The organism is Aquipseudomonas ullengensis (assembly GCF_014174475.1).
GTDB classification, from domain to species: Bacteria; Pseudomonadota; Gammaproteobacteria; order Pseudomonadales; family Pseudomonadaceae; genus Aquipseudomonas; species Aquipseudomonas ullengensis.
The window spans coordinates 305,027-328,855 of the sequence record NZ_JACJUD010000005.1; the positions used below are offsets into that span (position 1 = coordinate 305,027).

Consider the following 23,829-nt stretch of genomic DNA (forward strand, 5'->3'; position numbering starts at 1 on the left):
CCTTGCCCAACCCGGCCCATGCTGGACCCAGGTCGAAGAACCTCGGAGAGAACAAGATGACCACGCTCAACCCCGCACTGCCCTACCGTGATCGCAAACGCCCGCTGTGGCTGATGTCCCTGTTCGTGCCGGCACTGGGCCTGATCGGCCCGGCGCTGTACCTGCTGGTCGCGCCCCTGAATGCCTGGCTGTGGCTGTCGCCAGCGTTCTTCTACTTCGGCATTCCGCTGCTCGATGCGCTGATCGGCGAAGACCCGAGCAACCCGCCGGAAGAGGCCGTGCCCGGACTGGAAGCCGACCCCTACTACCGCTGGATCACCTACCTGCTGGTACCGCTGCTGTGGCTGGGTTTCATCGCCAACGCGGCGTTCGTCGCCACCCAGCCGCTGGCCTGGCATGGCGTGCTGGCGATGATCATTTCCACCGGCGGCGGCCTGGGGTTCGCCATCAACCTCGGCCACGAAATGGGCCACAAGAAAAGTGCACTGGAACGCTGGCTGGGCAAAATCGCCCTGGCCCTGTGCTGCTACGGGCATTTCTACATCGAGCACAACCGCGGCCATCATCGCGACGTGGCGACCCCGGTGGACCCGGCTTCCTCGCGCATGGGCGAGCACATCTACCGCTTCGTGCTGCGCGAATTGCCTGGCGGCTTTCGCCGCGCCTGGCAGTTGGAAAAGGAGCGCCTGGCACGCTGCAACCAATCGCCCTGGAGCCTGGGCAACGAAGTGCTGCAACCGGCGCTGATCAGCCTGGCGCTGTACGGCGGGCTGGTCGCGGTGTTCGGCATCGCCCTGCTGCCCTACCTGCTGCTCACGGCCTTCTGGGGCGCCTTCCAGCTGACCTCGGCCAACTACCTGGAGCACTACGGCCTGCTGCGCCGCAAACTGGACAACGGCCGCTACGAGATTTGCCAGCCGCACCATTCGTGGAACAGCAATCACCTGTTCTCCAACTGGGCGCTGTTCCACCTGCAACGGCACTCCGACCACCACGCCCACCCGACCCGGCGCTACCAGTCGCTGCGCAACTTCGAAAACCTGCCGCGCCTGCCCAGCGGTTACTTCGGCATGTACCTGCTGGCGTACTGCCCGCCGCTGTGGTTCCGCGTGATGAACCCGCGCCTGCTGCAGGCAGTGAATGGCGAGACGGCGCGGATCAACTTCCAGCCCGGCCATCGCGAGCGCCTGATGCGCCAGTACCACCTGCAGGATGCGCCGGCATGAGCCAGTTCCAATGCCCGGAATGCGGCTATCGCTATGACGAGGAGCGCGGCGAACCGCATCAGGGCTATGCAGCGGGAACCGCCTGGGAGGCGCTGCCTGATGACTTTGCCTGTCCGGATTGTGCGGTACGGGTGAAGGCGGATTTCGAGGAAGTGCCGGGCGCCTGACCTCCTCTTTTCTGGGAAAGGGCCCCGCAAGGACTACCGCTCAGCTTACTGCCAGCCTCAGCAAAGCCCCCTCACCCTAGCCCTCTCCCCAAAGGGGAGAGGGAATGGTCTTGTGTCAGCCGCCGGCTCTGTCGCAGCCCCACCCTATTCATCAAAGGCACACCGGACTGCCCCCTCTCCCCTCTGGGGAGAGGGTTGGGGTGAGGGGTCGAGCCACCATCCAGCCCTCCGGTTGCCCGCAAGAATATCTCCAGCCCTGACCTGCGACTTATCAACCCTGCCAACAACCAACCCGCCCGCACCACTCGCCCCTACCAAAAACCGTCATCAGCCCTGTCGATAATCAGTATCGGCACAAACGATCCGCATATCGTCCCTTCTCGATATAAAGTTCGTCCCACCTCGATATACCAGTGATCAACACCATGGCGACGCCCCTCGACATCGACGAAATCATCAAGGCCCTGGCCCACCCGGTTCGCCGTGAAATCCTGCAATGGCTGAAAGAGCCGGAGCAGCATTTCCCCGACCAGGACCATCCGCTGGAGATCGGCGTGTGCGCGGGCCAGTTCGAGCGCTGCGGCCTGTCGCAGTCGACCGTTTCCGTGCACCTCGCCACCTTGCAACGCGCTGGCCTGATCAGCAGCAAGAAGGTCGGCCAATGGAGCTTCTTCAAGCGTAACGAAGAGGTCATCCAGGCCTTCCTCAAAGACTTCAACGCCCAACTCTAAGACCCACCCTGCGCGTTATCGCAGGCACTTTTTTCAAGAATCCCCAGGAGCAGGCCCATGCCTCTTTCGCTTCTCGTCCTCGCTTTATCCGCGTTTGCCATCGGCACCACGGAGTTCGTCATCATGGGCCTGCTGCCGGATGTTGCCGCCGACCTCGGCGTGAGTATTCCCGGCGCCGGCTGGCTGGTTACCGGTTATGCCCTGGGCGTGGCCATCGGCGCGCCGTTCATGGCCCTGGTCACCTCCAATTGGCCACGCAAGGCCGCCCTGCTCGCACTGATGAGCATCTTCATCCTCGGCAACCTGCTCTGCGCCACCGCCACCGACTACGAATTGCTGATGATCGCCCGGGTGGTCACCGCGCTGTGCCACGGCGCCTTCTTCGGCATCGGTTCGGTGGTCGCCGCCAGCCTGGTTCCGGAGAACCGCAAGGCCTCGGCCGTAGCCCTGATGTTCACCGGCCTGACCCTGGCCAACGTGCTTGGCGTACCGTTGGGCACCGCACTGGGCCAGGCAGCCGGCTGGCGCTCGACCTTCTGGGCAGTCACTGCCATTGGCGTGCTGGCGCTGATCGGTCTGTGGCGTGTGCTGCCGACCAAACGTGACGAACAACCGGCCAACCTGCGCAATGAACTGGCCGCCCTGCGTGGTGCCGGGTTCTGGCTGGCGCTGAGCACCACGGTGCTGTTCTCCGCCGCCGTATTCGCCCTGTTCACCTACATCGCCCCGCTGCTCGGCGACGTGACCGGCGTGTCGCCGCGCGGCATCACCTGGAGCCTGCTGCTGATCGGCCTGGGCCTGACCCTCGGCAACCTGCTCGGCGGCAAGCTGGCCGACTGGCGCCTGGCGACCACCCTGTGCGGTGTATTCATCGCCCTGGCGCTGCTCTCCACCCTGTTCAGCTGGACCAGCCATACGCTGATCCCCGCAGAAATCACCCTGTTCCTCTGGGCCACCGCCGCCTTCGCTGCTGTTCCAGCCCTGCAGATCAACGTGATGACCTTCGGCCAGGCCGCACCGAACCTGGTGTCCACCCTCAACATCGGCGCGTTCAACCTGGGCAATGCCCTGGGCGCGTGGATTGGCGGCGTGGTCATCAGCCAGGGCCTGGGCCTGACCAGTGTGCCGCTGGCCGCTGCGGTACTCGCCGGCTTAGCCCTGCTCGCCACCCTGCTGACCTTTTCCCTCGGCAACGCCACCAGCGCCGCCGACGTTGTACTCGACTGACCCCGTACTCGACTGATCCAAGGAGACTCACCATGACCACACTCTTCGACCCCATCAAGATCGGCGACCTCGAACTGCCGAACCGCATCATCATGGCCCCGCTGACCCGCTGCCGCGCCGACGAAGGCCGCGTACCCAACGCGCTGATGGCCGAGTACTACGTGCAGCGCGCCAGCGCCGGGCTGATCATCAGCGAGGCCACCTCGGTTACGCCGATGGGCGTCGGCTACCCGGACACCCCCGGCATCTGGTCCGATGACCAGGTACGCGGCTGGCTCAACGTAACCCGCGCCGTGCATGCCAACGGCGGGCGCATCGTCCTGCAGCTGTGGCACGTCGGGCGCATTTCCGACCCGTCCTACCTGGATGGCGAACTGCCGGTCGCGCCGAGCGCCATAGCCGCCAAGGGCCATGTCAGCCTGGTTCGTCCGCTGAAGGATTACGTCACCCCGCGCGCCCTGGAAACCGAAGAAATCGCCGACATCGTCGAGGCCTATCGCAGTGGCGCGGAAAACGCCAAGGCCGCCGGCTTCGATGGCGTGGAAATCCATGCAGCCAACGGCTACCTGCTCGACCAGTTCCTGCAGGACAGCACCAACCAGCGCAGCGACCAATACGGCGGCAGCCTGGAAAACCGTGCACGCCTGCTGCTGGAAGTGACCGATGCGGTACTCAGCGTGTGGGAAGCCGGCCGCGTTGGCGTACACCTGGCGCCCCGTGCGGACTCCCATGACATGGGCGACTCCGACCGTCACCAGACCTTCGGCTATGTTGCCCGTGAACTAGGCAAACGCGGCATCGCCTTCATCTGCGCCCGCGAGAAGATCGCCGACGACAGCCTGACCCCGTACCTGAAAGAGCAATTCGGCGGCGTGTTCATCGCCAACGAACGCTTCACCAAGGAACAGGCCAATACCTGGCTGAGCGAAGGCAAGGCCGATGCCGTGGCGTTCGGTATTCCCTTCATTGCCAACCCGGACCTGGTCCAGCGCCTGGCCACCGACGCACCGCTCAACGAGCCGCGTCCGGAGCTGTTCTACGGCCGGGGCCCGGTCGGTTACCTCGACTACCCACGTCTGTAAGCCGCGTAATTTTTAGGAGCCAGCGTGCTGGCGATCCGCTTCAGCGCGAAGCATCGCCAGCAAGCTGGCTCCTACAAGAGCGCACCTGGCCCACAAAAAAGCCCCGCAATTGCGGGGCTTTTTTGTGCTCGGTTACTTACTCGCCGGCGTCGTCCAGCATCGGTACGCCGGCGGCGCGTTCCAGCAGATCGGCCGGCAGGCTCTTGCTGGCGCGCGCGCCAAGCAGCTTGAGGTTTTCCACCCGGTTGACCAGGTTGCCACGGCCTTCGCACAGCTTGTTGCGCGCCGCCGCATAGGCCTTGTCCAACTGCTGCAAGCGGCTGCCGACTTCGTCCAGGTCACCGATGAAGGCGACGAACTTGTCATACAGCTGGCCGGCACGCTCGGCGATCTCGCGGGCGTTCTGGCTCTGCCGCTCCTGGCGCCAGAGGCTATCGATCACCCGCAGGGTGGCCAACAGCGTGGTGGGGCTGACGATCACCACATGCTGCTCGAAGGCGTCCTGGAACAGGTTCTGGTCGGCCTGCAGGGCGGCCGCAAATGCCGCTTCGATCGGCACGAAGAGCAGCACGAAATCCAGGCTGTGCAACCCGTCCAGGCGCTTGTAGTCCTTACCCGCCAGGCCCTTGAGGTGGGTGCGCAGGGACAGCAGGTGCTGCTTCAGCGCCTGCTGCTGGATGACTTCGTCGTCGGCAGTGACGTATTGCTGGTAGGCGGTCAGGCTGACTTTGGCATCGATGATCACTTGTTTGTCGCCCGGCAGTTGGATCAGCACGTCCGGCTGGAAGCGCTCGCCGTCGGCACCCTTGAGGCTGACCTGGGTCTCGTACTCGCGGCCCTTCTCCAGGCCGGCATGCTCCAGCACTCGCTCCAGCACCAGCTCACCCCAGTTGCCCTGGGTCTTCTGGCCTTTGAGGGCACGGGTCAGGTTGGTCGCTTCATCACCCAGGCGCAGGTTGAGCTGCTGCAGGCGCTCCAGCTCCTTGGCCAGGGAGAAGCGCTCGCGGGCTTCGTTCTGGTAGCTCTCCTCGACACGCTTCTCGAACGACTGGATGCGTTCCTTTAGAGGGTCGAGCAACTGGCCGAGGCGCTGCTGACTGGTTTCGGCGAAGCGCTGCTCGCGCTCGTCGAAGATCTTGCCGGCCAGCTCGGCAAACTGCGCACGCAGTTCGTCGCGGGAGTTTTGCAGGTCGCTCAGGCGCTGCTGGTGGCCGTCCTGCTGCTCGCGTAGTTCGGCGCTGAGGCCGGCGCGCTCGCTTTCCAGGCGACGCAGTTCGCCTTCTTTCAGTTCACGCTCGCGGCTCCAGTCCTGTGCCGCCTCACGCGCCGTGACGCGCTCCTGGCCGAGCAGCTCGCTCTCGCGGCGCAAGGCGGCCAGTTCAGCCTGCTGGCGGGCGCCTTCCTGCTGCAGGCTGCGCACTTCATCGAGGCTGCCATCGAGCTGGGCGGTCAGGCCATCCTGGGCCAGGCGCGCGGTATTCAGACGCTCTTCCAGCAGCAGGCGCTCGGCGCTTTGCAGGGCCAGCTTGCGCTGCAGTTGCCAGGCCAGCACAGCTAGCGGCGCAGCGCCCAGCAGCAGGCCGAGGAGCAGGTTGGAAAGGTCAAAGGCAAAGGGCAAAGGCACGGCACGGGCTCGCTGTGTGGTTCGCGGTGCCGGGCAGTATACCTAGCGCCACGCCACCGAATCAGACGCTTTTGTGCATCCGCCCGAGCAGTTGCCCCGCCTCTTGCGAACCCTGGGCAGCGGCCTGCTCCAGCCAGTGGCGGGCCTGCAGCGGCTCGCGCTGGCGCGGCTGGCAATACAACCGCCCCAGCTCCAGTTGCGCGTGCAGATCACCGGCACGGCCGGCCTGGCGCAGCAACTCGAAACCGATGCGCCGATCACGGGCATTACCGCAATCGCGGCATAGCAGCTGCCCCAGGCGACTCTGCGCCAGCACCACGCCCTGACGCGCCGGTTGCTTGAGCATGCGCCCGGCGATGCGTTTGATGCTGGCACTGTGCCCCAGGCGCGGACGGTCGAGCAGCCAGAGCACAAAGCGCAGCGGCAGACGAGTGGGTTCTTTCGGCGGATGGGACAGGGCGAGAGGCAGAACGCGCGACTTCATGAATGGACTGGCTGACTGCGGGGCGCGCCACTCTACTCTCTTTTTTTCTCTGGTAAAGACTTGCCAAGCACGCGCAAAAGCGCTCTAGAGCAAGCGCTCGGGACAATCCACAGAACCTGTGGATAACTCCGTGGACAACTTGGTGGAAACTCTTCTCATCGCCTGTGGGACGGGGCTCCGAGTCAAACTGATGCTTTTTTCACCAATGAAAAAAATCTTTATTTTTCATTGACTTGCAAAATGATCACAGAGAATCAAGCAGTTACGCGGTTTTATGACAGGAGCTTGACAAGGTGCTTCGCAATTGTGCACAAGTCCGCGGCCCTGCCCCGACGAACGCCCTGTTTAAGGGCGCTGGGGCGCTCAGCCCTCTGGGCCGGCACCTGTAGCCCGGCGCACTAAAACAGAAGGCGCCCACAGCGCCGGTTCGTCGGAAAAACTGAGGGGGAAAACGCAGTTCAGCGGGCAACCAACGCCCGCACCACAGAACCTTCAGCCCAGCTCTTCTTCGTCGCGGATCAGCACGAAGCTGCGCTCGCTGGCATCCTCGATCAGGTCGTAGACGTAATACATCACCACCTCGCCGAGGCCCTCCATGGTCGCCAGGTAGTCGCCGGGCTGGGCGATAAAGTAAGCGGACGATGCCGGCTTGGCTTCGCACTCGATGCGCGCGGTGACGTACAACTCGGGATCGCTGTCGCCGAAGTAGTCTTCGCGCTCATGGGCATCCCATTGCGCAGGTGCCTCGAAGGCCGCACCGAAGACAATCTTGGCGTCACCCAGGTCCTCTTCTTCAGCGTCCGGGTCGTTGTCGTCGGGGCGGTAGACCGTGCAGTCCAGGGCGTTGAGGTCTTCCAGAATGGCTTGGCGTTGCTGGGCGTCGATCGGGGGCACGGGAAGCTCCGTTATCAGGGTGCCGCTCGGGGCGGGCGGCAAGAATGGCGCAACCTTCCGCGCCTGCGCCGTCGACGTCAACTGCACAGCGACTCATGGCGCTGCCGGGCAGCAACATCCGCGCGCGGCTCCTGCGCATTTAGCGTGCAGCCGAGGATGACACCCGGATATGCTCAGCCGCGCCAGGCCACTCAACCCGGCCCGTGCTGGCACGTGAAATGCTCGACCCAGCGCATTGGCAAGCCCCAGCAACCTGTTCGACAAGCAAGGCGGAGACCGGCAATGAACAGACATGCACACCCGTTGCACCTCGACAGCACATCCGCGAGCGCCGCGCCCCTGCCCGCCTCACGGGCCCGCCGACGCTGGCCGGTGGCGCTCAGCTATGCCCTGGTGCTGTGCATCAACCAGGCACTGGTCACCAACCTGATGCCGCTGCTGTCGCACATCCAGGCGCTCTATGGCCTGTCGGAAATGGCTGCCAGCGCCAGCATCCTGATTTTCCCGCTGTTCTGCGTCCTGCTCTCCGTCCCGGCGGGCATGGCCATCGACCGTTTTGGTTTTCGCCACGGCAGCGGCCTCGGCGTATTGCTCATGGCGCTCGCCGTGCCGCTGCGCTGGAACCTCGACAGCTTCACCGGCCTGATGCTCGGGCAACTGCTGATCGCCATCGCCCAGCCACTGATCCTCAATGGCGCCGCGAAGATGGCCGCCGAATGGTTTGTCGAAGAAGAACGCGACAAGGCTATCGGCCTGAGCACCGCCGGCATGTTCGCAGGGCTGGCCTTGGGCCTGGGCCTGACCCCGCCGCTGTTCGCCAGTTATGGCCTGCAGGCCACCCTGTTCGGTTTCGCCCTGGTGTCGCTGCTGCCGTGCCTGCTGTTCTGCCTGATCGTCGGGCAGCCGCCGCAGCGCACCCGCGTCCACAGCCGCTCAGGCAACGGGCTGTGGGGCCTGTTGCGTACCCCGGGGCTGGGCTTCGTCCTGCTCGCGGCGCTGCTCGGTTTCGGCCTGTTCAATGCGCTGACCCTATGCCTCGAACCGATCCTCATGGGCAATGGCCTGGATGCCGGCACGCTGGGCTGGGCCGGGGTTTTGCTGATTGTCGGCGGGGTGGTCGGCTCGTTCGTGATCGTGCCGCTGGCGCACTGGCTGAAGAACAAGAAGTGGGTACTGATCGGCTGCGGCGTGGGCGCCATCGGCACTATCTGGCAGCTGTTTCACGCCCACAGCGATCTGCCGGTGCTGCTGTATGCGCTGCTGTTGGGGTTTTTCCTGCTGCCCGGCTACGCCCTGCTGCTGGCCCTGTGCGAGGAGCTGGCGGGCACCCGCCAGGCTGCCCAGGCCAACGCCCTGCTGACCGTAGCCGGAAATATCGGCGCCGCCGTAGCCATGACGGCGGCATCGCTGATCCACGCTGCGCTGGGCAACTGGAACCTGGTGATCGTCTTTCTGATCAGCCTGGCATTGCTGCAGTTGGCCGTCGTGTCGCTGTTCAAGCAGGCCTAGCCCCTACTGCGCGGCGGCAGAAGGGTGATAGCGACCTACTGTAGCGAGGCTGCAAGTTGCCACGTGCATCGGCTTAAACGGAAAACTGGGCGATTAGAGTCCAGGCACTTGAATCGCCCCAAAACTCAGGCCGGCTGCGGTAACTGCCCATCCACCAGGAACAGTTCCAGGGCAAAACGCCGGGGCGTATCGGCAGTCTGTGCGCGCTTGAAGGCAACATAGCCCGCCGTGGTTTCGCACAGCCAGGGCGTCAGGTTGCGCGGGCGTCGCTCGCTGAGTGCCTGGGGCGCGTAGAGGGCGACATTGATGCCCTGCTGCGGGCAACGGGCCGAGGGGTATTCGAACGCTTCCACGCCCGCCTCGCGCATGGCACTGCCGAGCTGGTGGGTGGTGCGGTAATCGCTGCGGTGGGTGAGCAGCTCGCGGTGCTCGGCAAAGGGCGCCAGTTGCAGACGAATACCCCGCTCGACCTGGTAACGCGCTTCGAACGACGAATGCTCGGAGAGGATGCGCCCGCTCGGGGGCGCGATGGCCATGCCGCTCCACAGCACGAAACGGTAGTAGGCCGTCTCCGCCATCGCGGTTTCCAGGCGGCAGGCCGCGTAGAACAGGCTCGGCTCAAAGCGCCGGCCAAAGCGCGAGCCCCAGCGCAGCGGCGGGTAGCGGAACGGCGTGTGCAGCAGGTAATGCAGCGGCTCATCACTGCGCGGCAAGGGCGGCTTGCTCGACTCCAGCAACTGTTCGAGCAGCGCCTGCTCGTCGAGGGTGTCGACCAGTTGCAACGTAGCCACCTGTTCCTGGCTTTCCACCAGCCGCACCAGGCGCCCGCGCAACGGCGTGATCTGCTCTGCGCCCGCGCAGGCCTGCCAGATATCCATATCGGTGCTCTCTTAATTCAGTGCTTAGAGGGAGCCATAAAAGATCATCAGAACCTGTTTAGGATCTCAGACCTTGCCGCGAATGGCGTCCAGATACTCCACCACCCGCACCAGCCCTTGCACCTGCGCCATCTGCTGCAGGGGCACGCCGGCCAGGTGGTGGTTATCGGTGCGCAGGAAGTGGCGCATGTCGTCGAGGTTGCCGCCGAACAGGGCGAACAGCGCGCGGTAGGCACGGATCAGCAGCAGCGCCAGCTCGCCAGTCTTGCTCTGTGGGCGCAGGCCGCCGCTGTCACCCCAGCGGCTGATGGCGGAACGGTTGACCCCGACTATCCCGGCCAGCTCGGCCTGGGTCAGGCCCAGTTGCTCGCGGGTGTTGAGCAGGGCCTTGAGCAGAACGGCGTCGGCATCGACACCGGGCTTGCTGAGTGCGCTCATGACAGCCTCCAGATGTTCGTTTGATACAAAAATAGCAAGAAAACATCAAAACGAACACAAGAAAGCCATTTTCCCTCACACCAGCGTCAGTGTGCCGTTGCCGAACTTCTCGATCTGATGGCCAGCAGTGACCAGCACACACTCGGAACGACAGAAGTTACCCAGGTACTTGCCCTGCTCGGCGATGACGAAGCCGGCATTGTCCAGCGACCGGTTGAAGCTGTTCTGGCTCAGCGCCACGCGAACGCCCAGCCACTGGTTGGGCAAGGGGCCGAGGATATTGTCGTTGACGATCACGCTGGCGAAGCAGCCGGGAATCTCCCCGTTGTCGGTGCTGGAGGCCAGGTCCTTGAGCTTCTGCAGCAGCTCATCGCCCAGGCGCACTTCACCCAGGCGGTTGTTGGCCAGGTACAGCCGCCCGCGCTCCTCCTCCAGCGCCAGGCTGCCCAGGCGCTTGATGAAATCGCGGGGCAATTCATCCAGATCGATGGATTCGCCATACAGGGAAATCCGCCCACTGACGCTGCTGTCGCTCAACGAAACCTCACCGCGAGCATCCGCCAGCATCAGGGCATAACCGGACCGGCCCAGCAACGAACTCGGCGCCCCGCTCGCCCCTGGCACTTTGGGCTGTGTGGCCACCACCTGCAGGTGGCTGAGCTCAACCAGGCTGCAGGCGCCGATCTGCAGCAGGCTGCTGCCCGCCTCGGTCACGCCGCCGATACCCAAGTGGCGAACGCTGACCCGCTGGCAACCGAGCAGGCGCAGGGCCATGGGCGCGAGCGGGTCACCGAAGATATCGAAGTCATGCAGGACCAGGCCGCGAAAACGGGCCAGCTCGAAGGCCTGCCCTTCCAGCTGCAAGCGCGTAGCCGGGCCCGAGCCATGCACCAGCAGGTTGACCTCGCTCTTACCGTCCACCACCAGATCATCGGTAAGGCGATGATCGCCGGGCAGCAGGCACAGGCAGATGTCGTTCTCACCGCGCTTGAGCAACTCGCGCAGGGCACGGTCCAGGGTCGGGAACTCGCCTTCCCGGCCTACCGTCACGCAGCACCCGCCGACATGGTTGCGCTTGCACAGCGAGTCGAGGGCCAACTGCACGGTATTGACGCCTTCGGCCAGCATGTCCGGGCAGCCGGCCGGGTTGTAGGCCACCGCCGCGGCTACTGCGAGGCTGGCGGAAAAGTGCAGTTCGTTGAACTTGCCCGGTGCCGATGCACCCGCCTGGAGCAACTCGGCAGTGCAGGTCTGGTTGAGCTTCGCCGCTGCCGGCGACAGGAACCAGTCCATGCGGGCAATACCCTCGCCATTGGTGGTCGCATCGTCCTGCTGGGTGCCATTCGCCAACAGCCCATCAGGCGCGCGGAAACGCACCGTGGCGCCGGCCACGGGAAACTGACCGTTATACACGGCAACTTCCAGCGGCGAGGCCAACTTGATCGGCTGCGGATTGAGCGGGTTGGGCATGGCCTGCTGGCCGTCGCCGCCGACGTAATGCAGGTTGGTCAGCTCGGTGAGTGCCGGGAACAACTGGCGACAGTCACTGATGCGCGCCCAGACACCAGACTGGCAGGTCAGCAGAGCCAGGCGGGTGAACGCGCGTAGCACGCCTTGCGGTGCGACGAAGGCGGGCTTGCCGGCCTCCTGTGGCCATTCGATACCGGCGGTAGCCGTGCGCGCCGGTAGGGTCCAGTAGTCGCCGACGCGCAGCTTTCCGTCCTTGCCACCCAGCCGAGGGTCGAAGAAACGGACCTCCACGCCGTCTTCCAGCTTGACCCAACCGGCGTTATCCCCCGGGCTTCCGGTCAGCGCGGCGAGGGCAATCACGCCATCCCAGCGACGGGCGCGCGGGTTGCGCTGGAACAACCCGCCTGGCATATCCGATGGAGTCGGCAGATTGAGCGTGACCCGATTGCCCTCGGTCTTCAGCACTTCCACCAGGTGCCCGGCGCGCCCGGTTTCCTCGTGGTCGTCGTTGAACAGCTCCAGCCAGCAACCTGCACTAATCGCCAGGTAAGGATCGCGACCGATGCTCGCCACCTCGATCTCGTTCGGTGCCGGGTCATTCAGCCAGCCGGTTACCTTGGTGACGATGCTGCCGTTATCGCGTGACCACTTGCACTGGCGCGCCCCACTCGGCACCCCGTCGTGGTGTACCTCCACGCGATAGAGTTGGTTTTCCAGGCGCTGATAACCCGCCTCGGGCGTCAGCAGGCAAGGGTCCTTGGGCGTGGCGCCGGGTTCGGCACGGGCGGCCATACGGATACTGGAGGGGCGCGACAGTTCTTCCCAGGCCGGCGGGTTAGACAGGCAGGAAATGCTCGCACCGACCGCACCGAGCCGCAGCAGCTTGACCTGCCAGGCCAGTTGGTCGCGGCTGGCACTGTCCGGCCCGCCCAGGGCGACTTCGCGGATCAGCTCGTCTTCCAGCGCCGTGACATGCCGCAGCCAAGCCTCCAGGTAGCCGAGGTAGAGGCCGTTCTCCGGCTGCACCGGATTGTTCGCGGCGCTGTACACGCGGATGGCCGTCAGCTCGGCCGTGGCGTTCGCCGGGGGCAGCGGCAAAAGGCTGGCATCCGCCGCGATGATCGGCGAAAGACGCCCCTGCAGATGAGGCTGGCCCAGCTCAGCCACCAAGCCCTCGCGCTTGCCCGCCACCTTGCAGGGCTGCGGGTTGGCGCAAAGCAGGCCGTCTAGGTACAGGTGGCCGGCGGAAATCTCGATGTTCTGCCCGTTGCCCGTCAGGCCGAAGCCCGGGTTGTCGATGGGCACGCCACTGGCACCGATGCTGTCGCGCGCCTCGGTCTCGATGCGGCGGTTGAGAATGTCCTGTTGCTCGTTCCAGTCGGCATCCAGCTGTACGCGGCCCTGTTGCATGCGCACGCCACGATACTGTTTGCCCGGTTGGTCGGTGGAACGGGAAAGATCGGCTTTCATGATGGTCGTCCTGATTCCTGGGTCTTGTCGTTGGCGTGCGCGTCAGTTGACGAAAATCACCCCGGCCTCCAGGCCGAAGCGCAGGTACTCATCCAGGGCCTGGCGCAGGTTGGCCTCGCGCTGGGGTTGCTGCAGCAGGTTCCACACGCCCATCTCGGCGCCGTCCTCGGCCCCCGTGCGGATCTCCACGGCACAGGACAAGCGCAACTGGGCGTAGGCCGGGTGGCCGAACGTGGTGGCGGTAAAGGTCGGCGTCACCCGGACTTTCTCCGGCTTGGCCTTGCTCGCCGAGAGCCCGTGGCTGACCAGATCCGGCTGGCAACGGTAGCGGCGCGGCGTCTTCGAACCGTCCGGCACATAGCAGAAGCGCACACAGCCCAGTTGCCGACGGGTAATCAGCAACGCTCCGCTGAACAGGCTGTTGGCCGCTTCCAGGCCGCCGGCGCGGCTGCTGCCGAACACCGTGCAACGGTCCAGGCTCAGCTCGGTATCGGGCAGGTGCAGCGCCTCGTCGTCGGCGTTGTCGAACACGCTGTAGCGCGCCGCCACCGACGCCAGCGCGCCTTCGCTGCGCAGCGGCCCGCACAGGCAATGGGTCAGGCTGATGGCGAGCATGCGGCCCTTGCTCTTGGTTTCGTGATGAATACCGCCCCGCGCCGGGGTCAGGCTGCAATGACGCAGCGCCACTTCGCGTAGATCACCCAGCAGGCGCAGCTTGCCGTCGAGCAAAAGACCGGAGAGGGTCAGCCGGGTATCGCCATTGCCCTGTACCAGCAGATCCCCCTTGAGCACCGGGCGCCGCTGGTTGAGCGCCTCGATGGCCAGCTCGGTGTCCGGCAGGTTGATCGCACTGGTGAGGGTTTCCGTGCTGTCGCCCAGCAGGCGGATCAGGTAGCTGCCGCCAGCCTGCAGGCTCTGCAGGGCCAGGTTCAGGGTGGTGAAGGTACCCGGCACCTCGATCAGGTCCTGGTAGTCGGCCGGATCAAGCAGGCCCTGGCGCTCATCGTCGCTGCTGCTGACCGGGCGACGATCATACGGACCGCCGCCGACATCACCGGGGAAGCCATAGGCCCAGGCCACCTCGACCGTGCTCGCGCTCTTGCCGGCGGGCAGGCTGATACGCCCGAGCACTGGATCGAACCCCACCAGGAAGCGATTGGCCGCCGCCGGGAAGGTACGCAGCGGGCCGCCCGCACTGGGCCGTACATCCATCGATGCGGGTGGCCGACGCCAGGCCTCCGGGCTCACCCCGGGAATCGCCGAGAGGTTGCACACCAGCAGATGCTCCGGCGGTACTTCCACGCCATCCAGCCAGATGCGCAGCACCGCCCCGCCACGCTCGGCGGCGAAGTACTGCAACTGCGGCGTGCCGCCATCGGTCAGGGTCTGCCGCAGCGCCGTCAGCTCGTCATGCAGCAGGCGCCGCGACAAGGGCTCCGGCACGTTGATCGGCTGCGCCAGGCGGGTGACTTCGGTTTCACTGCGCGGCCGGTTGAACAGCATGCCGTCGCGCAACAACGGGTCGTCGACGAAGCGTCGGCCCAGTGGGTCGAAGCTGTAGCAGCCGCTCATGCCAGCGATGGCGCACGCCTGCCCACGCTGCACCGGGTAAGCCTGCAGACGCCACAGGTACAGGCCGAGGTTGGCAATGTTGTAGCGCCCCGCCGAGGGTCGGCGCACTTCCACCGTGTGCGCGCTGTAGTCGAACGGCCCGTCGATGCGCTCCAGCCGCGCGGCCTGGCGCAGGTCCGGGGTGCGCAGGCTATGCAGGCGGCGGTGATTGACATGCTGGGTGGTGCCCAGCAGCTCGAAGAACTCCACCGCCCGCGCGCGCCAGCCACTGCTGTCGAAGGCCAGTTGCTCCAGCACCGGCACCGTGCCCTTGCGCCGGCGCAAGCGCAGGGTATTGGCCACCAACGCGCGCTGGCCGAAGCTCTGCGTGCCGCTCACCGCATACAGCCCGCGCACGCCAAGCAGGTCGCCAATGTAGGGCACCAGCCAGTCGTCGCAGGTCTCGATAAACCAGTTGTCGTAGAGCCTTTCGATATCCGCTTCGAGCAGCGCGCCCTGCTCGGCGATCACCTCGAGCAGGGCCTGCAGCGGCCCACCCAGTTCGGCATCGCGTTCGCGGTAGAAGGCCGGCAGCCGCGCCAGCAGGTATTCGGCGTCGATGCTCATGCGCTCAGCTCCTCAATCAGCACGTCATCCAGGTCGATCAACAGCAACTGCGCCGGCTTGAGCTGGCCATTTTCCCAGCGCGCGCCCCGGGCCCGCAGGCGCCCGTCGGGGCCCGCCACGCTGCTGGTGGACAAGCCGTTGTGCAGGCGCAACCGATCCAGGTCGATCCGCTCCACGCCGGGCACCCGCTGCATCACCGCCACCACCTCGCTGCCGCTGAGCGACTGCCCGTAGCTGCGCGCCTCGAAACCGAAGGCCTCGGCCAGCGCGGCACGCACCGCGGCCAGCACTTTTTCGCTGACGAAGTCCGGATGTACCCGCAGCTTGGCCCGCAGGCCGAAGCCCAGGCGCACCCCGGCTTCCAGGCGCAACGGTTGATGGGCCGGGCGCACCTGGTCGATGGCCGTGGCCAGGTTGCGGTACAGCGCCGAATCCAGGGTGATGGCGGCACCATCCAGACCGATCACCGTCAAGTGCACCAGGCGCCCTTCGCCGTTCCACAGCCATACGGCCTGGGCCTTGCCGATGCCGGCGAAGGCCGCGGCAAAGTCCTCGAAATCACGCAGGGAGACGATCCGCTCCAGCGCCAGCACGGTCAGCGGTGCATTGCGCCGGGCCTGGTCGCGGCTTTCCGGATCGGCGCCGCCACTGGCCGCAATAGGATTCACCACCTCTTTCAGACCCAGCGGCCGGCTGAGCAGCAGCGAGATCTGCCCGGCCGGCAAATTGCCCTCGGCACCGATACCGATGCGATAGCGCGCCTCCACATTCATCTGCCCGCTGGGCAGGCGCCGGCCGTGCAGGCCATCGCCGAACTGCACCGTCACCGTGCCGTCATCGGCGCGGCGCAACAGGTAGGCACTGGCGTCGGCATGCAGTGCACTGATGCGCGGTTCCTCGTGCCAGCGCACCCCGTCGACGCGCACTTCCAGGGTGCTGGCGGTGCCGGTCGGCGTAGGCGCGGAAACGTAGGTGAGCGGTTTCTGTTTCAGCAGGAAACGCTGGAAGGCGCTGCTGCCGTCGCCGCTGCCGAGGATTTCGGGCTGGATCTGCATCTGCCGGCTGTCGCCGTGGCTGGCCGGCGCCACGTTGGCGTTGATCCGCAGGGACACCGGCAGGTAGCTGTTGAGCAGCGGGCTTTCCAGCTCCAGGCGGGTACGCCCGTCGATGCTGTCATTGCGGTGGATGCGCACCACTTCGCTGACCGGCAGCAGGCTGACGTCGAAGCGCTCACCGTCGGCGAAGGTGATACGCGCCCGCTTGCCGTCCCGCTCGATCTGCACCGCAGCCAGGTGATCGGCATTGCGCAGGCGCCGCCGCACCTTGGCATGCGCCGCGATGGCCGGAATGCTCAGACCGCTGAGCGCCAACCAGCGCCCCGCTTCGAGCTCCGTTTGTAGACTGGCCAGGTGCAGCAGGTTGCCTTCGATGAAGCCGGAACTGGGCCGGCTTGCCCAGGGCAACTCCAGCGACTCGCCGAACACCGCGGTGTCACGCAGGTGACCGTTGAATTTCTCCGTAAGGTTCTCGCCGCTGATGGTCAGGCGCGTCGATTTACCGCCCAGGGTGAAGCCCACGCGACCATCGTCGGCATTCTCCAGTACCTGGTAGACCTCCTCGTAATCGGGAACCGACAGCACCACCCAGCTGCCCGGCACCATCTTCGGGTAGCTGCCATCGAGGTGGATATGCCGGCCCTTGGCGTCTCCGCTGCCGGAAACGCTGGCGATGTTGAACCCCGGCCAGTCCGCGTAGGTGGCAAACGGCACGTCGGCCGTTTCCGTCAGCCCGGCGAACGCCGCGCGCAGGCTGCGCGGCATGGCCTTCCAGTTCGGCGCGGCCTGGCCGAACAGCGCGGCCTTGCTGCGCAGCGCATAGCAGCGCGGGTCGAGCTGGCTCGGCTGCACCGAATGCACCAGCGAGCCGAAGGGTCTATCCAGGGTGACTACCGTGTAACCGGCCAGCGGGTCGGCCGATGGCTCGTTCGGCGGCACCACCAACAGCCGCCGTACACGGCGGAAATCCCAGTTCTCGTTGTCCGGATCCTTGCGCCGCTCCTCGCCGATCACCAGCAGCGCATCGCCAGGCTGCAACTGGGTGTTCTGCCCGCGCAGGTACAGGGTGCGCCCGCCCCAATACGGACGCACCTCGTCCTGGTTGAGCACCTCCAGGGCATTCCAGGCGGCGCGCGCCTGCAGCGGCTCGAGGGTCTCGAACACCTGTGGTGTCTCATCCTGGGCCGGAATGCTCTGGCTCTTGCTGCCGGCAGCGATCACTGCAGCGAGAGGCGCGCCGGGCGCCGTCTCCAGGGTGAAGGCCAGGTAGGTAGATGCCGCCACGCCGGGCCGCAGCTCGTAGCCAATGGCACGGCCCAGCTCCAGCACCGAACGGCGCTCGGTGGCGGTGCGCAGGAAGCCTTCGTTGAGGATGCGCTCCTGGTAGAAGCTGAGCACATCGAGCACCCCTGCCCAGGCGTCGAGCAGGGCCAGGGCCGGGTCATCGGCGTCGCGGGTGGTCAGGTCCAGCAGCGCCGGCTTGCTGCTCAGGCCGGCGAGCTGGGTTTGCCGAAAGCGCGCGTGGCTGCCGACACGGTAATGCAGCGTCGCCTGCCCCGGCGGGTTGCTGCCATCCACCGGGGTCAGGGCCTTGACCCCGCTGCAGCAGCCGCAATCGCTGGTGGTCATGGGCATCCCTCGCTCATCACAGGCCACCGCGCATGCTTAGCAGCAGGCGGCCGTTTTCCGGAAAATTGGGGTCGTTATCGAGGCGCAGCACTTCCAAGGCACCGACCTTGACCTGGCCGTCCTGCAGCTCCTGGTTGGCCACCTTGCCCCAGCGCTGGAAGCGCACCACATCCAGCGACGCCACCCCGGTCACCGCCTGCACCGCCTCGATCAGGCGCGACAACGCCAGCGGCTGGCCGAAGCTGAAATGATCCGGGTGGAAGAAGCCGCGCTGGCCCAGTTCGTCCTGCGCGGTACCGAGGCGTTCGAGCAGCGCCTGCTTGACCGAGGCGGCGAAGTAACCGGGCAGCACGCAGATCGCCAGCTCGATATCCAGCGGCGCATAGGCCGGCTCACTGATATCCAGGTCATAGCCGGCCAGGCGGTAGCGCTCCAGGTGCAGGAGCAACTCGCGGCGGAACGCCTCGTCCAGGGCCTGGCCGCCCTTGCGGTCGAGGCTGATGTACATGCTGTACCAGCTGCCAGTCCAGCGCAGGCGCGCCGCCGCGCGTTGCACCTGCGGATGCAGTTCGGCGACGCGGGCGTAGTCTTCTTCGGTCACCGCCCGCTCCTGGTTGCGGAAGGCTTCGGGCGCATAGAGCTTGATCGCATCGCTGCTCTCCGCCTCGGCACCGCCGACAGCCGCCAGCGGGTTGCCGAGGGACTCGACGAAGGGCGCGATGTTGACGTCCTCGCAGACCAGGCGCGTGATGCTCTGTGCGCCGACATTGCCGGCGCTGCCGCCGCCCAGGCGGTAGTTCACCAGCAACCGACTGCCCGGCTCTGGCTGGCGACCCGAGCGGTTGTCGCCGAAGCGCAGGTAGACCATGCCATCGGCCTCGGTCTCGACCACGAACTCGCGGGCGAAACGGTCGCTGCCGAGCAGATCGCGCTGCGCCAGCCAGGGCGTAGCGTCGGGCGCCGGCTGGTTGCCCCACTGGCTCAGGTCGTCCTCGATCAGTTGCAGGTTGGCCGGCAGCGCGCGGCGCGGGTCTTGCTGCAGCGCGCGGGCAGCGGACCAGCCATCGGCCAGCACGCTGGCATGGGCATACGACTCGGCGTAGGCAATACCCGGCTCGCGCAAGCGCGGGCGGTACTTGCCGGCACTCGCCAGCTCCGGCAGCAGCGGCTGCAGGTGCAGGCTCTGACCATGGTCGGCCAGCAGCACATTGCCCCGCGCCACGGCGATCTCGCGCACCTCGGTGTCGCCGCCCAACTCGAACTCGGCGCTGACGCACAGGGCGAACGGCAGTGCATCCTCGACATGCCAGCGCACCAGCTGCAGCGGCGTGTTGGTCAGTGGGTCGAGCCCCACTTGCACCGCCACCAGACGCACCGCATGGCGGTGCCGGCGATCGGCATCGGCACTGCGCCCGGTGGTGGGGCTGAGCACCTCCTCGAAGATCAGCACCGCCCCCGGCACCAGCTTGAGCGCCGGCGCGCTGACCAGCGCCGCCTGCACTTCACCCTTGCCCAGGCAGAATCCGGGGTCGCCCCAGTTGTGAATGTGGATGCGGTTGTGCGCGGACTCCAGGCGCAGGTCGTGCAGACTCTCGAACACCTGGGTCTCGCCATCCGGCAGACCGTCGAGGACCTCCGGCTTGAGCACCGGCCCCGCCTCCCGACCACGGGTCAGCAACGCTGTACGCGCCGGCAACACACGGCCGTCGGCGCCCGCCTTGATGTTGAGATGGACATAGACGCGGCTGTTGCTGCCGTCATGGATCGGGTAGTCGAGCAGGCGCGCATGGCGGCGCAGCGACACCCGGCGGCGCGCCGTGCCCAGGTAGGCCTCGGTGGCCACCGCATCCTGGTAATAGCTGAGCTGGTCGCCGACATGGGCGAGCATTTCCACCAGCGCCACCGAGAAATCCGCCGGGTTGCGCTCGCGAAAACCCGGCATCAGTTGCCCCATGCGGTCGAGCATCAGGCGGCGAAAACTCGCGTAGTCCTTGCTCAGGTAATCCAGCTGCGGCTCGTTGAGCGCCTCCGGCGGGCACAGGTGCTGTTCCGCGCAGTCGAACTCCGAAGGACACTGCGCCTTGAAGCTGAAGCGGATGCTCGACAGGCAGGGATCGAAACCCTCCGGGGCATTTTCCGGCGCGGCCGGGTCGACCAGTTCGAACTGGTACCAGGAGAAATCGCCAGGCTGGGCGACCTTGAGGTTGAGGTGGCGGCCGCTGATGCTGAAGCTGTCGATCTGGATGCCGGTGATACGCACCCCGCCGTTGATCCGGCAGTTGGCCTTGCTGATACCACTGAGCGGGTGGACGAACACCACGCGCAGGCTGCGCTGGTCGGCGGAGGTGACTTCCAGGTAGTCGATGCCGTTGAGCGTGGGCGGGTCGAGCTGGCGCAGCAGGTTGACCCGGTGCGGCTTGTCGGAGCGGAACTGGCGCTGCATGTTCATGCCAGCCCCCGGGCGAAGCTGGCCAGCTGCCGCTCACGGTCGCGGCGGACGATGTACTGCACGGTGACCAGCAGGCGCGCATCAAGGTTTTCCACCTGTACCTCCTCGACCTCGATCAGCTCGCCGAGCCATTGCTGCAATGAGCCTTGCACGGTCATTTGCAGGGCGGCAGCCAGGGCATCGCTGTTCGGCGCGAACACCAGTTGCAGCAGGCCGCAGCCGAAGTCCGGGCGATTGACCCGCTCGCCGGGTACGGTGAACAGCACCTGCTCGATCATGTCGCGGATATGCGCGTCGCCGCTGACCTCGGCGCTGCGCCCACGCGAATCGATGCGGAAGGGGAAGTCGAGGGACATGTCAGACTCCTGATACCCGTACCTGGGTGACCGCCACCGTCATCGGCGTACCGGTCGGCGCACACACCGAGGTGCTGCTCTGCAGCAACACCGGCTGGCCACCGGCGAACACCCGGGTGGCGCCGACCAACCACTGCCCGGTGACGCACGGCCCATTGCCGGCATTCGGCGGCGGAAAGGGGCAGCCGGCGATCACATAGGGCGCGGCCAGGGTGGTCACCGGCTGGCCGGACAGCGTCACCCGCGGGAACGGTGCGGTGGGTGTGGCCTGGCCGCCGTGGCTGCAGAGCACGGTGGCGCCGAGGTGGAGCAGGAATCCGGGCATGCGCGTTTCTCCCTAAATTACCGTCAAGGCGCCCTGGTTGATGTTCACCGAAGGCCCGGTCAGCATGATCGTCGCGCCCTGGCCGTTGCTGATGGTGATGCCCACTTCGTTGATCGAAATCATCGCCCCGGTGGCGGTCTTCAGCAGAATGCCGCCGGTGGGCCCAGGCAGGTCGGAGAGCATCAGGCTGGTCTGGTTGCCGGTCTGCAGAACGATGCTCGGCGACACCGGTAACCCGGCCAGGGCCAGCGCCGGCACCTCGGCCGCGCTGCCCCAGAAGCCGCCGACCCACACCGGGTAATCGGCATCGCCACGCTCGAATTCCACCCACACCCCGGCGCCGATCTTCGGCAATACGAACACCCCGCTCTGCTGACCGGCAAAGGGCACGCAGGGCATCGCCCAGCTCGACAGCGTCGGCCCCAGTACATCCGGCACCTGCACCTGGATACGCGCCGATTGCATGGGGTCGATGTTGTTCAGCACCACGCCGCGATACTTGCCGAAGAAACGATCGCGCTCACTCATGCGGGTACCCTCGGGAGTGTGGAAATCAGGCCGTTGCGGCTGAGGTTGAAGCTCTGCTTGAACTCACCAGGCTTGATCGTGCTGGTCACGCTCTTGACGTAGTACATGCCGTCGAATGCCATCCCGGCGCCCCGCACACCAACCAGCTGGCGCGCCTTGAGGATGCTGCCGTAACGCAACACATCGAGGGTGCCGGTGGCGCCCACCGTATCGTTGGAGCCGGCCGCAGCCGCCAGCCCGCGGGACAACGCAGCCAGCGGTGAAAGGCGCGCGGTGTCGCCGAGCAGGGCAACCGAGTTGGCCAGCGGCGGCAGCATGCCCAGCGGTGGGTTGGCCAGGCTGACACTGGGAATCGGCAGGGGAATCGGGAACTTGGTCAGCGAGTTCTGGATGAACACGATGGGTAGCCGCGAGCCGCTGTTATTCACGCTGAATGACAGCGTCTCGACATTGCTGTGCGCGTCCATGCCCAGGTTCAACGCCGGCTGCGGCACGCCCAGCTTGATTTCCGGGCCCCAGTAGGCGGTATTCATCCCCGGCAGCGGCCCCGGCTCGACATAGAACACATGGCCGACTTCGGCGGCCAGGCGCTGCACATAGGCCAGGTCGGTGCCTTCGTGCAGCGGGATACGCTCCACCGGGATCGGCGTCTCGCTGAAGATCGGCGGGATCACCAACGGCACCATGCCGAACATCGCGTACTTGGCGATGATCAGCGCCACGCGTGCCGCCGCCGGCATGGCCGGGTATGGCAGGCCATTGAACTCCTGGCGGTCCATAGCCACCGAGAGGTCCTCACCGGTCACCGTTAGGGTGCTCTGCCCCGGCTCGTTGGAACCGCTGATTTCCTGGCGCGTGACCATGCCATCCATCATCACCAACGGCAGGCTGTTGATGGTCACCAGCAGCAGCACCCGCAGCCAGGGCACCTGACCGCCCGCCAGCACCAGCAGGGTGTGCAGCGGTGAGTTGTTGCTGACCGCAAACACCAGCTGGAAGCCGCTGCGCGAGCCGGCGGCCGAGGTCACCTGCACGCTCTGCAGGGCGTCCATCACCGGCTTCGGTACAGGCACCGGTAATGCCGGGCCAACCAGCAACGACAGGTGCATGCCTTTAAGCATCGCCGAGCCCCGCCATACCCTCGGGCAGGGTCAGGCGAATACGCCGGCCCAACTCTTCCAGCTCACCCGGTTTGAGGCTGCCGTTGGCATCCGGCAAACGCCAGAACTGCTCCGGATCGCCGAGTACCGTGGCCGCCATGCGGTCGATGCGATCGCCCTCCATCACCTGGTACTCCTGCAAGGTGACGAAGCGCGCCGGATCGGGCACGAAGCGCCGGCGCAGGTACACCAGGCTGCGTCCGTCCGGGCCGTTCAATTCGGCGGTCGGGGTGCCGTGATAGCGGCTGTTGGCTGGAAAACGCTCGATCATGCGTGTCTCCCTTCACTCAGAACAAACTGCTCAGGCCGATGCTGGCCAGGGTCGCGCTGGAAGCCTTGCGCGCCATGCGCTCACGCCCCTGGTGGTAAACCATGTACAGATGGCCGCCCTTGTCGCCAAAGCCGAGGTCGTTGATGTTGAGCACGCGCATGCTCAGGGTGATGCGCGCACGTAACGGGTTGAGGTGGCTGTCGAAGGCCTCCTCGACGATGGAGAAGTCGGTGATACGCACCGGCAGCACCCGCTCCTTGCTCCACACGAACAACGGCAGTGGCGCCTGCACCGGAACGATTTCCAGGGTGCCGGCCATGGCCAGGATGTTGTTGCGGATCAACGCGCCACTGTCCGGGTAAACGATGGTCTCCAGCGCCGCCAACTGCGGGTGGATGCCGACCTCCACAGCCGTGCGGTGCTGAGCCGGAAATTCCAGCTGGTCAGTGGCATCGATCTCCGCATCCAGCTTGATGATCTCCACCGGCGGGCCCTTGAGGCGCAGCGGCTCGCTGAGTGCCGCACTGCCACCAACGCTCTGCGGCTGCAGGGTGCGGGTCAGCAGGTCGGGGTTGTATTGCAGGGCGATCACTCGCTGCACCGCGCCGCTAGAAGGGTCGATCAGGATCAACCCGCCCTTGAGCAATTGCGGGCTACCGGGAAAGCCACTCATGCCTG

Annotated in this window: 21 protein-coding genes; 6 read left to right on the forward strand and 15 right to left on the reverse strand. The window is 65.9% G+C overall.

The window, feature by feature from the left end:
• Positions 1–56 precede the first annotated feature (56 nt).
• The 5 genes from H3H51_RS16560 to H3H51_RS16580 all read left to right on the forward strand — a co-directional run bounded on the left by H3H51_RS16560 (position 57) and on the right by H3H51_RS16580 (position 4,433).
• Positions 57–1,226, forward strand: a complete 1,170-nt coding sequence (locus H3H51_RS16560; RefSeq protein ID WP_183090167.1) for an alkane 1-monooxygenase — start codon at positions 57–59, stop codon at positions 1,224–1,226.
• Entirely contained in the window at positions 1,223–1,393 is a 171-nt protein-coding gene (locus H3H51_RS16565; RefSeq protein ID WP_183090168.1) for a rubredoxin, read from the forward strand. The genes H3H51_RS16560 and H3H51_RS16565 overlap by 4 nt, the downstream gene beginning before the upstream one ends.
• 425 nt (positions 1,394–1,818) lie before the next feature.
• A complete protein-coding gene (locus H3H51_RS16570) occupies positions 1,819–2,124 on the forward strand; it encodes an ArsR/SmtB family transcription factor (RefSeq protein ID WP_183090169.1) in 306 nt (101 codons plus the stop codon).
• A 57-nt stretch (positions 2,125–2,181) separates the two neighbouring features.
• Positions 2,182–3,351, forward strand: coding sequence for an MFS transporter (locus H3H51_RS16575; protein WP_183090170.1), 1,170 nt, complete (start codon positions 2,182–2,184; stop codon positions 3,349–3,351).
• A 32-nt stretch (positions 3,352–3,383) separates the two neighbouring features.
• Positions 3,384–4,433, forward strand: coding sequence for an alkene reductase (locus H3H51_RS16580; RefSeq protein WP_183090171.1), 1,050 nt, complete (start codon positions 3,384–3,386; stop codon positions 4,431–4,433).
• A gap of 136 nt (positions 4,434–4,569) precedes the next feature.
• Here H3H51_RS16580 and rmuC read toward each other — a convergent pair whose 3' ends face one another.
• The 3 genes from rmuC to H3H51_RS16595 all read right to left on the reverse strand — a co-directional run bounded on the left by rmuC (position 4,570) and on the right by H3H51_RS16595 (position 7,435).
• Positions 4,570–6,051: a DNA recombination protein RmuC gene (rmuC, locus tag H3H51_RS16585; RefSeq protein ID WP_407926514.1), complete on the reverse strand. Its 1,482-nt coding sequence runs from the start codon at positions 6,049–6,051 to the stop codon at positions 4,570–4,572.
• Between the two features lie 67 nt (positions 6,052–6,118).
• The gene (locus H3H51_RS16590) at positions 6,119–6,541 is read right to left on the reverse strand and encodes a tetratricopeptide repeat protein (RefSeq protein WP_183090172.1); all 423 of its coding nucleotides are present in this window, start codon (positions 6,539–6,541) and stop codon (positions 6,119–6,121) included.
• A gap of 492 nt (positions 6,542–7,033) precedes the next feature.
• Positions 7,034–7,435, reverse strand: coding sequence for a hypothetical protein (locus H3H51_RS16595; protein WP_328803675.1), 402 nt, complete (start codon positions 7,433–7,435; stop codon positions 7,034–7,036).
• A gap of 282 nt (positions 7,436–7,717) precedes the next feature.
• On the opposite strand from H3H51_RS16595, the gene H3H51_RS16600 reads away from it, so the two are divergent.
• Positions 7,718–8,944, forward strand: a complete 1,227-nt coding sequence (locus tag H3H51_RS16600; protein ID WP_183090173.1) for an MFS transporter — start codon at positions 7,718–7,720, stop codon at positions 8,942–8,944.
• Between the two features lie 125 nt (positions 8,945–9,069).
• Here the strand turns inward: H3H51_RS16600 and H3H51_RS16605 are convergent, their stop codons facing one another.
• The 12 genes from H3H51_RS16605 to H3H51_RS16660 form a co-directional block, all read right to left on the reverse strand.
• Entirely contained in the window at positions 9,070–9,822 is a 753-nt protein-coding gene (locus H3H51_RS16605; protein WP_183090174.1) for an RES family NAD+ phosphorylase, read from the reverse strand.
• Positions 9,823–9,888: 66 nt separating this feature from the next.
• On the reverse strand, positions 9,889–10,260 hold the full coding sequence (locus tag H3H51_RS16610) for an antitoxin Xre/MbcA/ParS toxin-binding domain-containing protein (protein WP_183090175.1): 372 nt from the start codon (positions 10,258–10,260) through the stop codon (positions 9,889–9,891).
• A gap of 75 nt (positions 10,261–10,335) precedes the next feature.
• Complete coding sequence (locus H3H51_RS16615; RefSeq protein ID WP_183090176.1) at positions 10,336–13,200, reverse strand: DUF6519 domain-containing protein; 2,865 nt, start codon at positions 13,198–13,200, stop codon at positions 10,336–10,338.
• Positions 13,201–13,242: 42 nt separating this feature from the next.
• The gene (locus tag H3H51_RS16620; RefSeq protein ID WP_183090177.1) at positions 13,243–15,378 is read right to left on the reverse strand and encodes a hypothetical protein; all 2,136 of its coding nucleotides are present in this window, start codon (positions 15,376–15,378) and stop codon (positions 13,243–13,245) included.
• A complete protein-coding gene (locus H3H51_RS16625; RefSeq protein WP_183090178.1) occupies positions 15,375–18,062 on the reverse strand; it encodes a putative baseplate assembly protein in 2,688 nt (895 codons plus the stop codon). Before H3H51_RS16625 ends, H3H51_RS16620 begins: the two co-directional genes overlap by 4 nt.
• A gap of 16 nt (positions 18,063–18,078) precedes the next feature.
• Positions 18,079–20,511: a baseplate J/gp47 family protein gene (locus H3H51_RS16630; protein WP_220791042.1), complete on the reverse strand. Its 2,433-nt coding sequence runs from the start codon at positions 20,509–20,511 to the stop codon at positions 18,079–18,081.
• Entirely contained in the window at positions 20,508–20,867 is a 360-nt protein-coding gene (locus tag H3H51_RS16635; RefSeq protein ID WP_183090179.1) for a GPW/gp25 family protein, read from the reverse strand. Before H3H51_RS16635 ends, H3H51_RS16630 begins: the two co-directional genes overlap by 4 nt.
• 1 nt (position 20,868) lies before the next feature.
• The gene (locus tag H3H51_RS16640) at positions 20,869–21,192 is read right to left on the reverse strand and encodes a hypothetical protein (RefSeq protein ID WP_183090180.1); all 324 of its coding nucleotides are present in this window, start codon (positions 21,190–21,192) and stop codon (positions 20,869–20,871) included.
• 12 nt (positions 21,193–21,204) lie between these two features.
• On the reverse strand, positions 21,205–21,720 hold the full coding sequence (locus H3H51_RS16645) for a phage baseplate assembly protein V (protein WP_183090181.1): 516 nt from the start codon (positions 21,718–21,720) through the stop codon (positions 21,205–21,207).
• Positions 21,717–22,841 (reverse strand): hypothetical protein, encoded by a 1,125-nt coding sequence (locus H3H51_RS16650; protein ID WP_183090182.1) that lies wholly within the window; start codon positions 22,839–22,841, stop codon positions 21,717–21,719. Before H3H51_RS16650 ends, H3H51_RS16645 begins: the two co-directional genes overlap by 4 nt.
• A complete protein-coding gene (locus tag H3H51_RS16655; protein WP_183090183.1) occupies positions 22,834–23,151 on the reverse strand; it encodes a LysM domain-containing protein in 318 nt (105 codons plus the stop codon). The genes H3H51_RS16650 and H3H51_RS16655 overlap by 8 nt, the downstream gene beginning before the upstream one ends.
• 16 nt (positions 23,152–23,167) lie before the next feature.
• A complete protein-coding gene (locus tag H3H51_RS16660; RefSeq protein ID WP_183090184.1) occupies positions 23,168–23,824 on the reverse strand; it encodes a hypothetical protein in 657 nt (218 codons plus the stop codon).
• Positions 23,825–23,829: the final 5 nt, after the last annotated feature.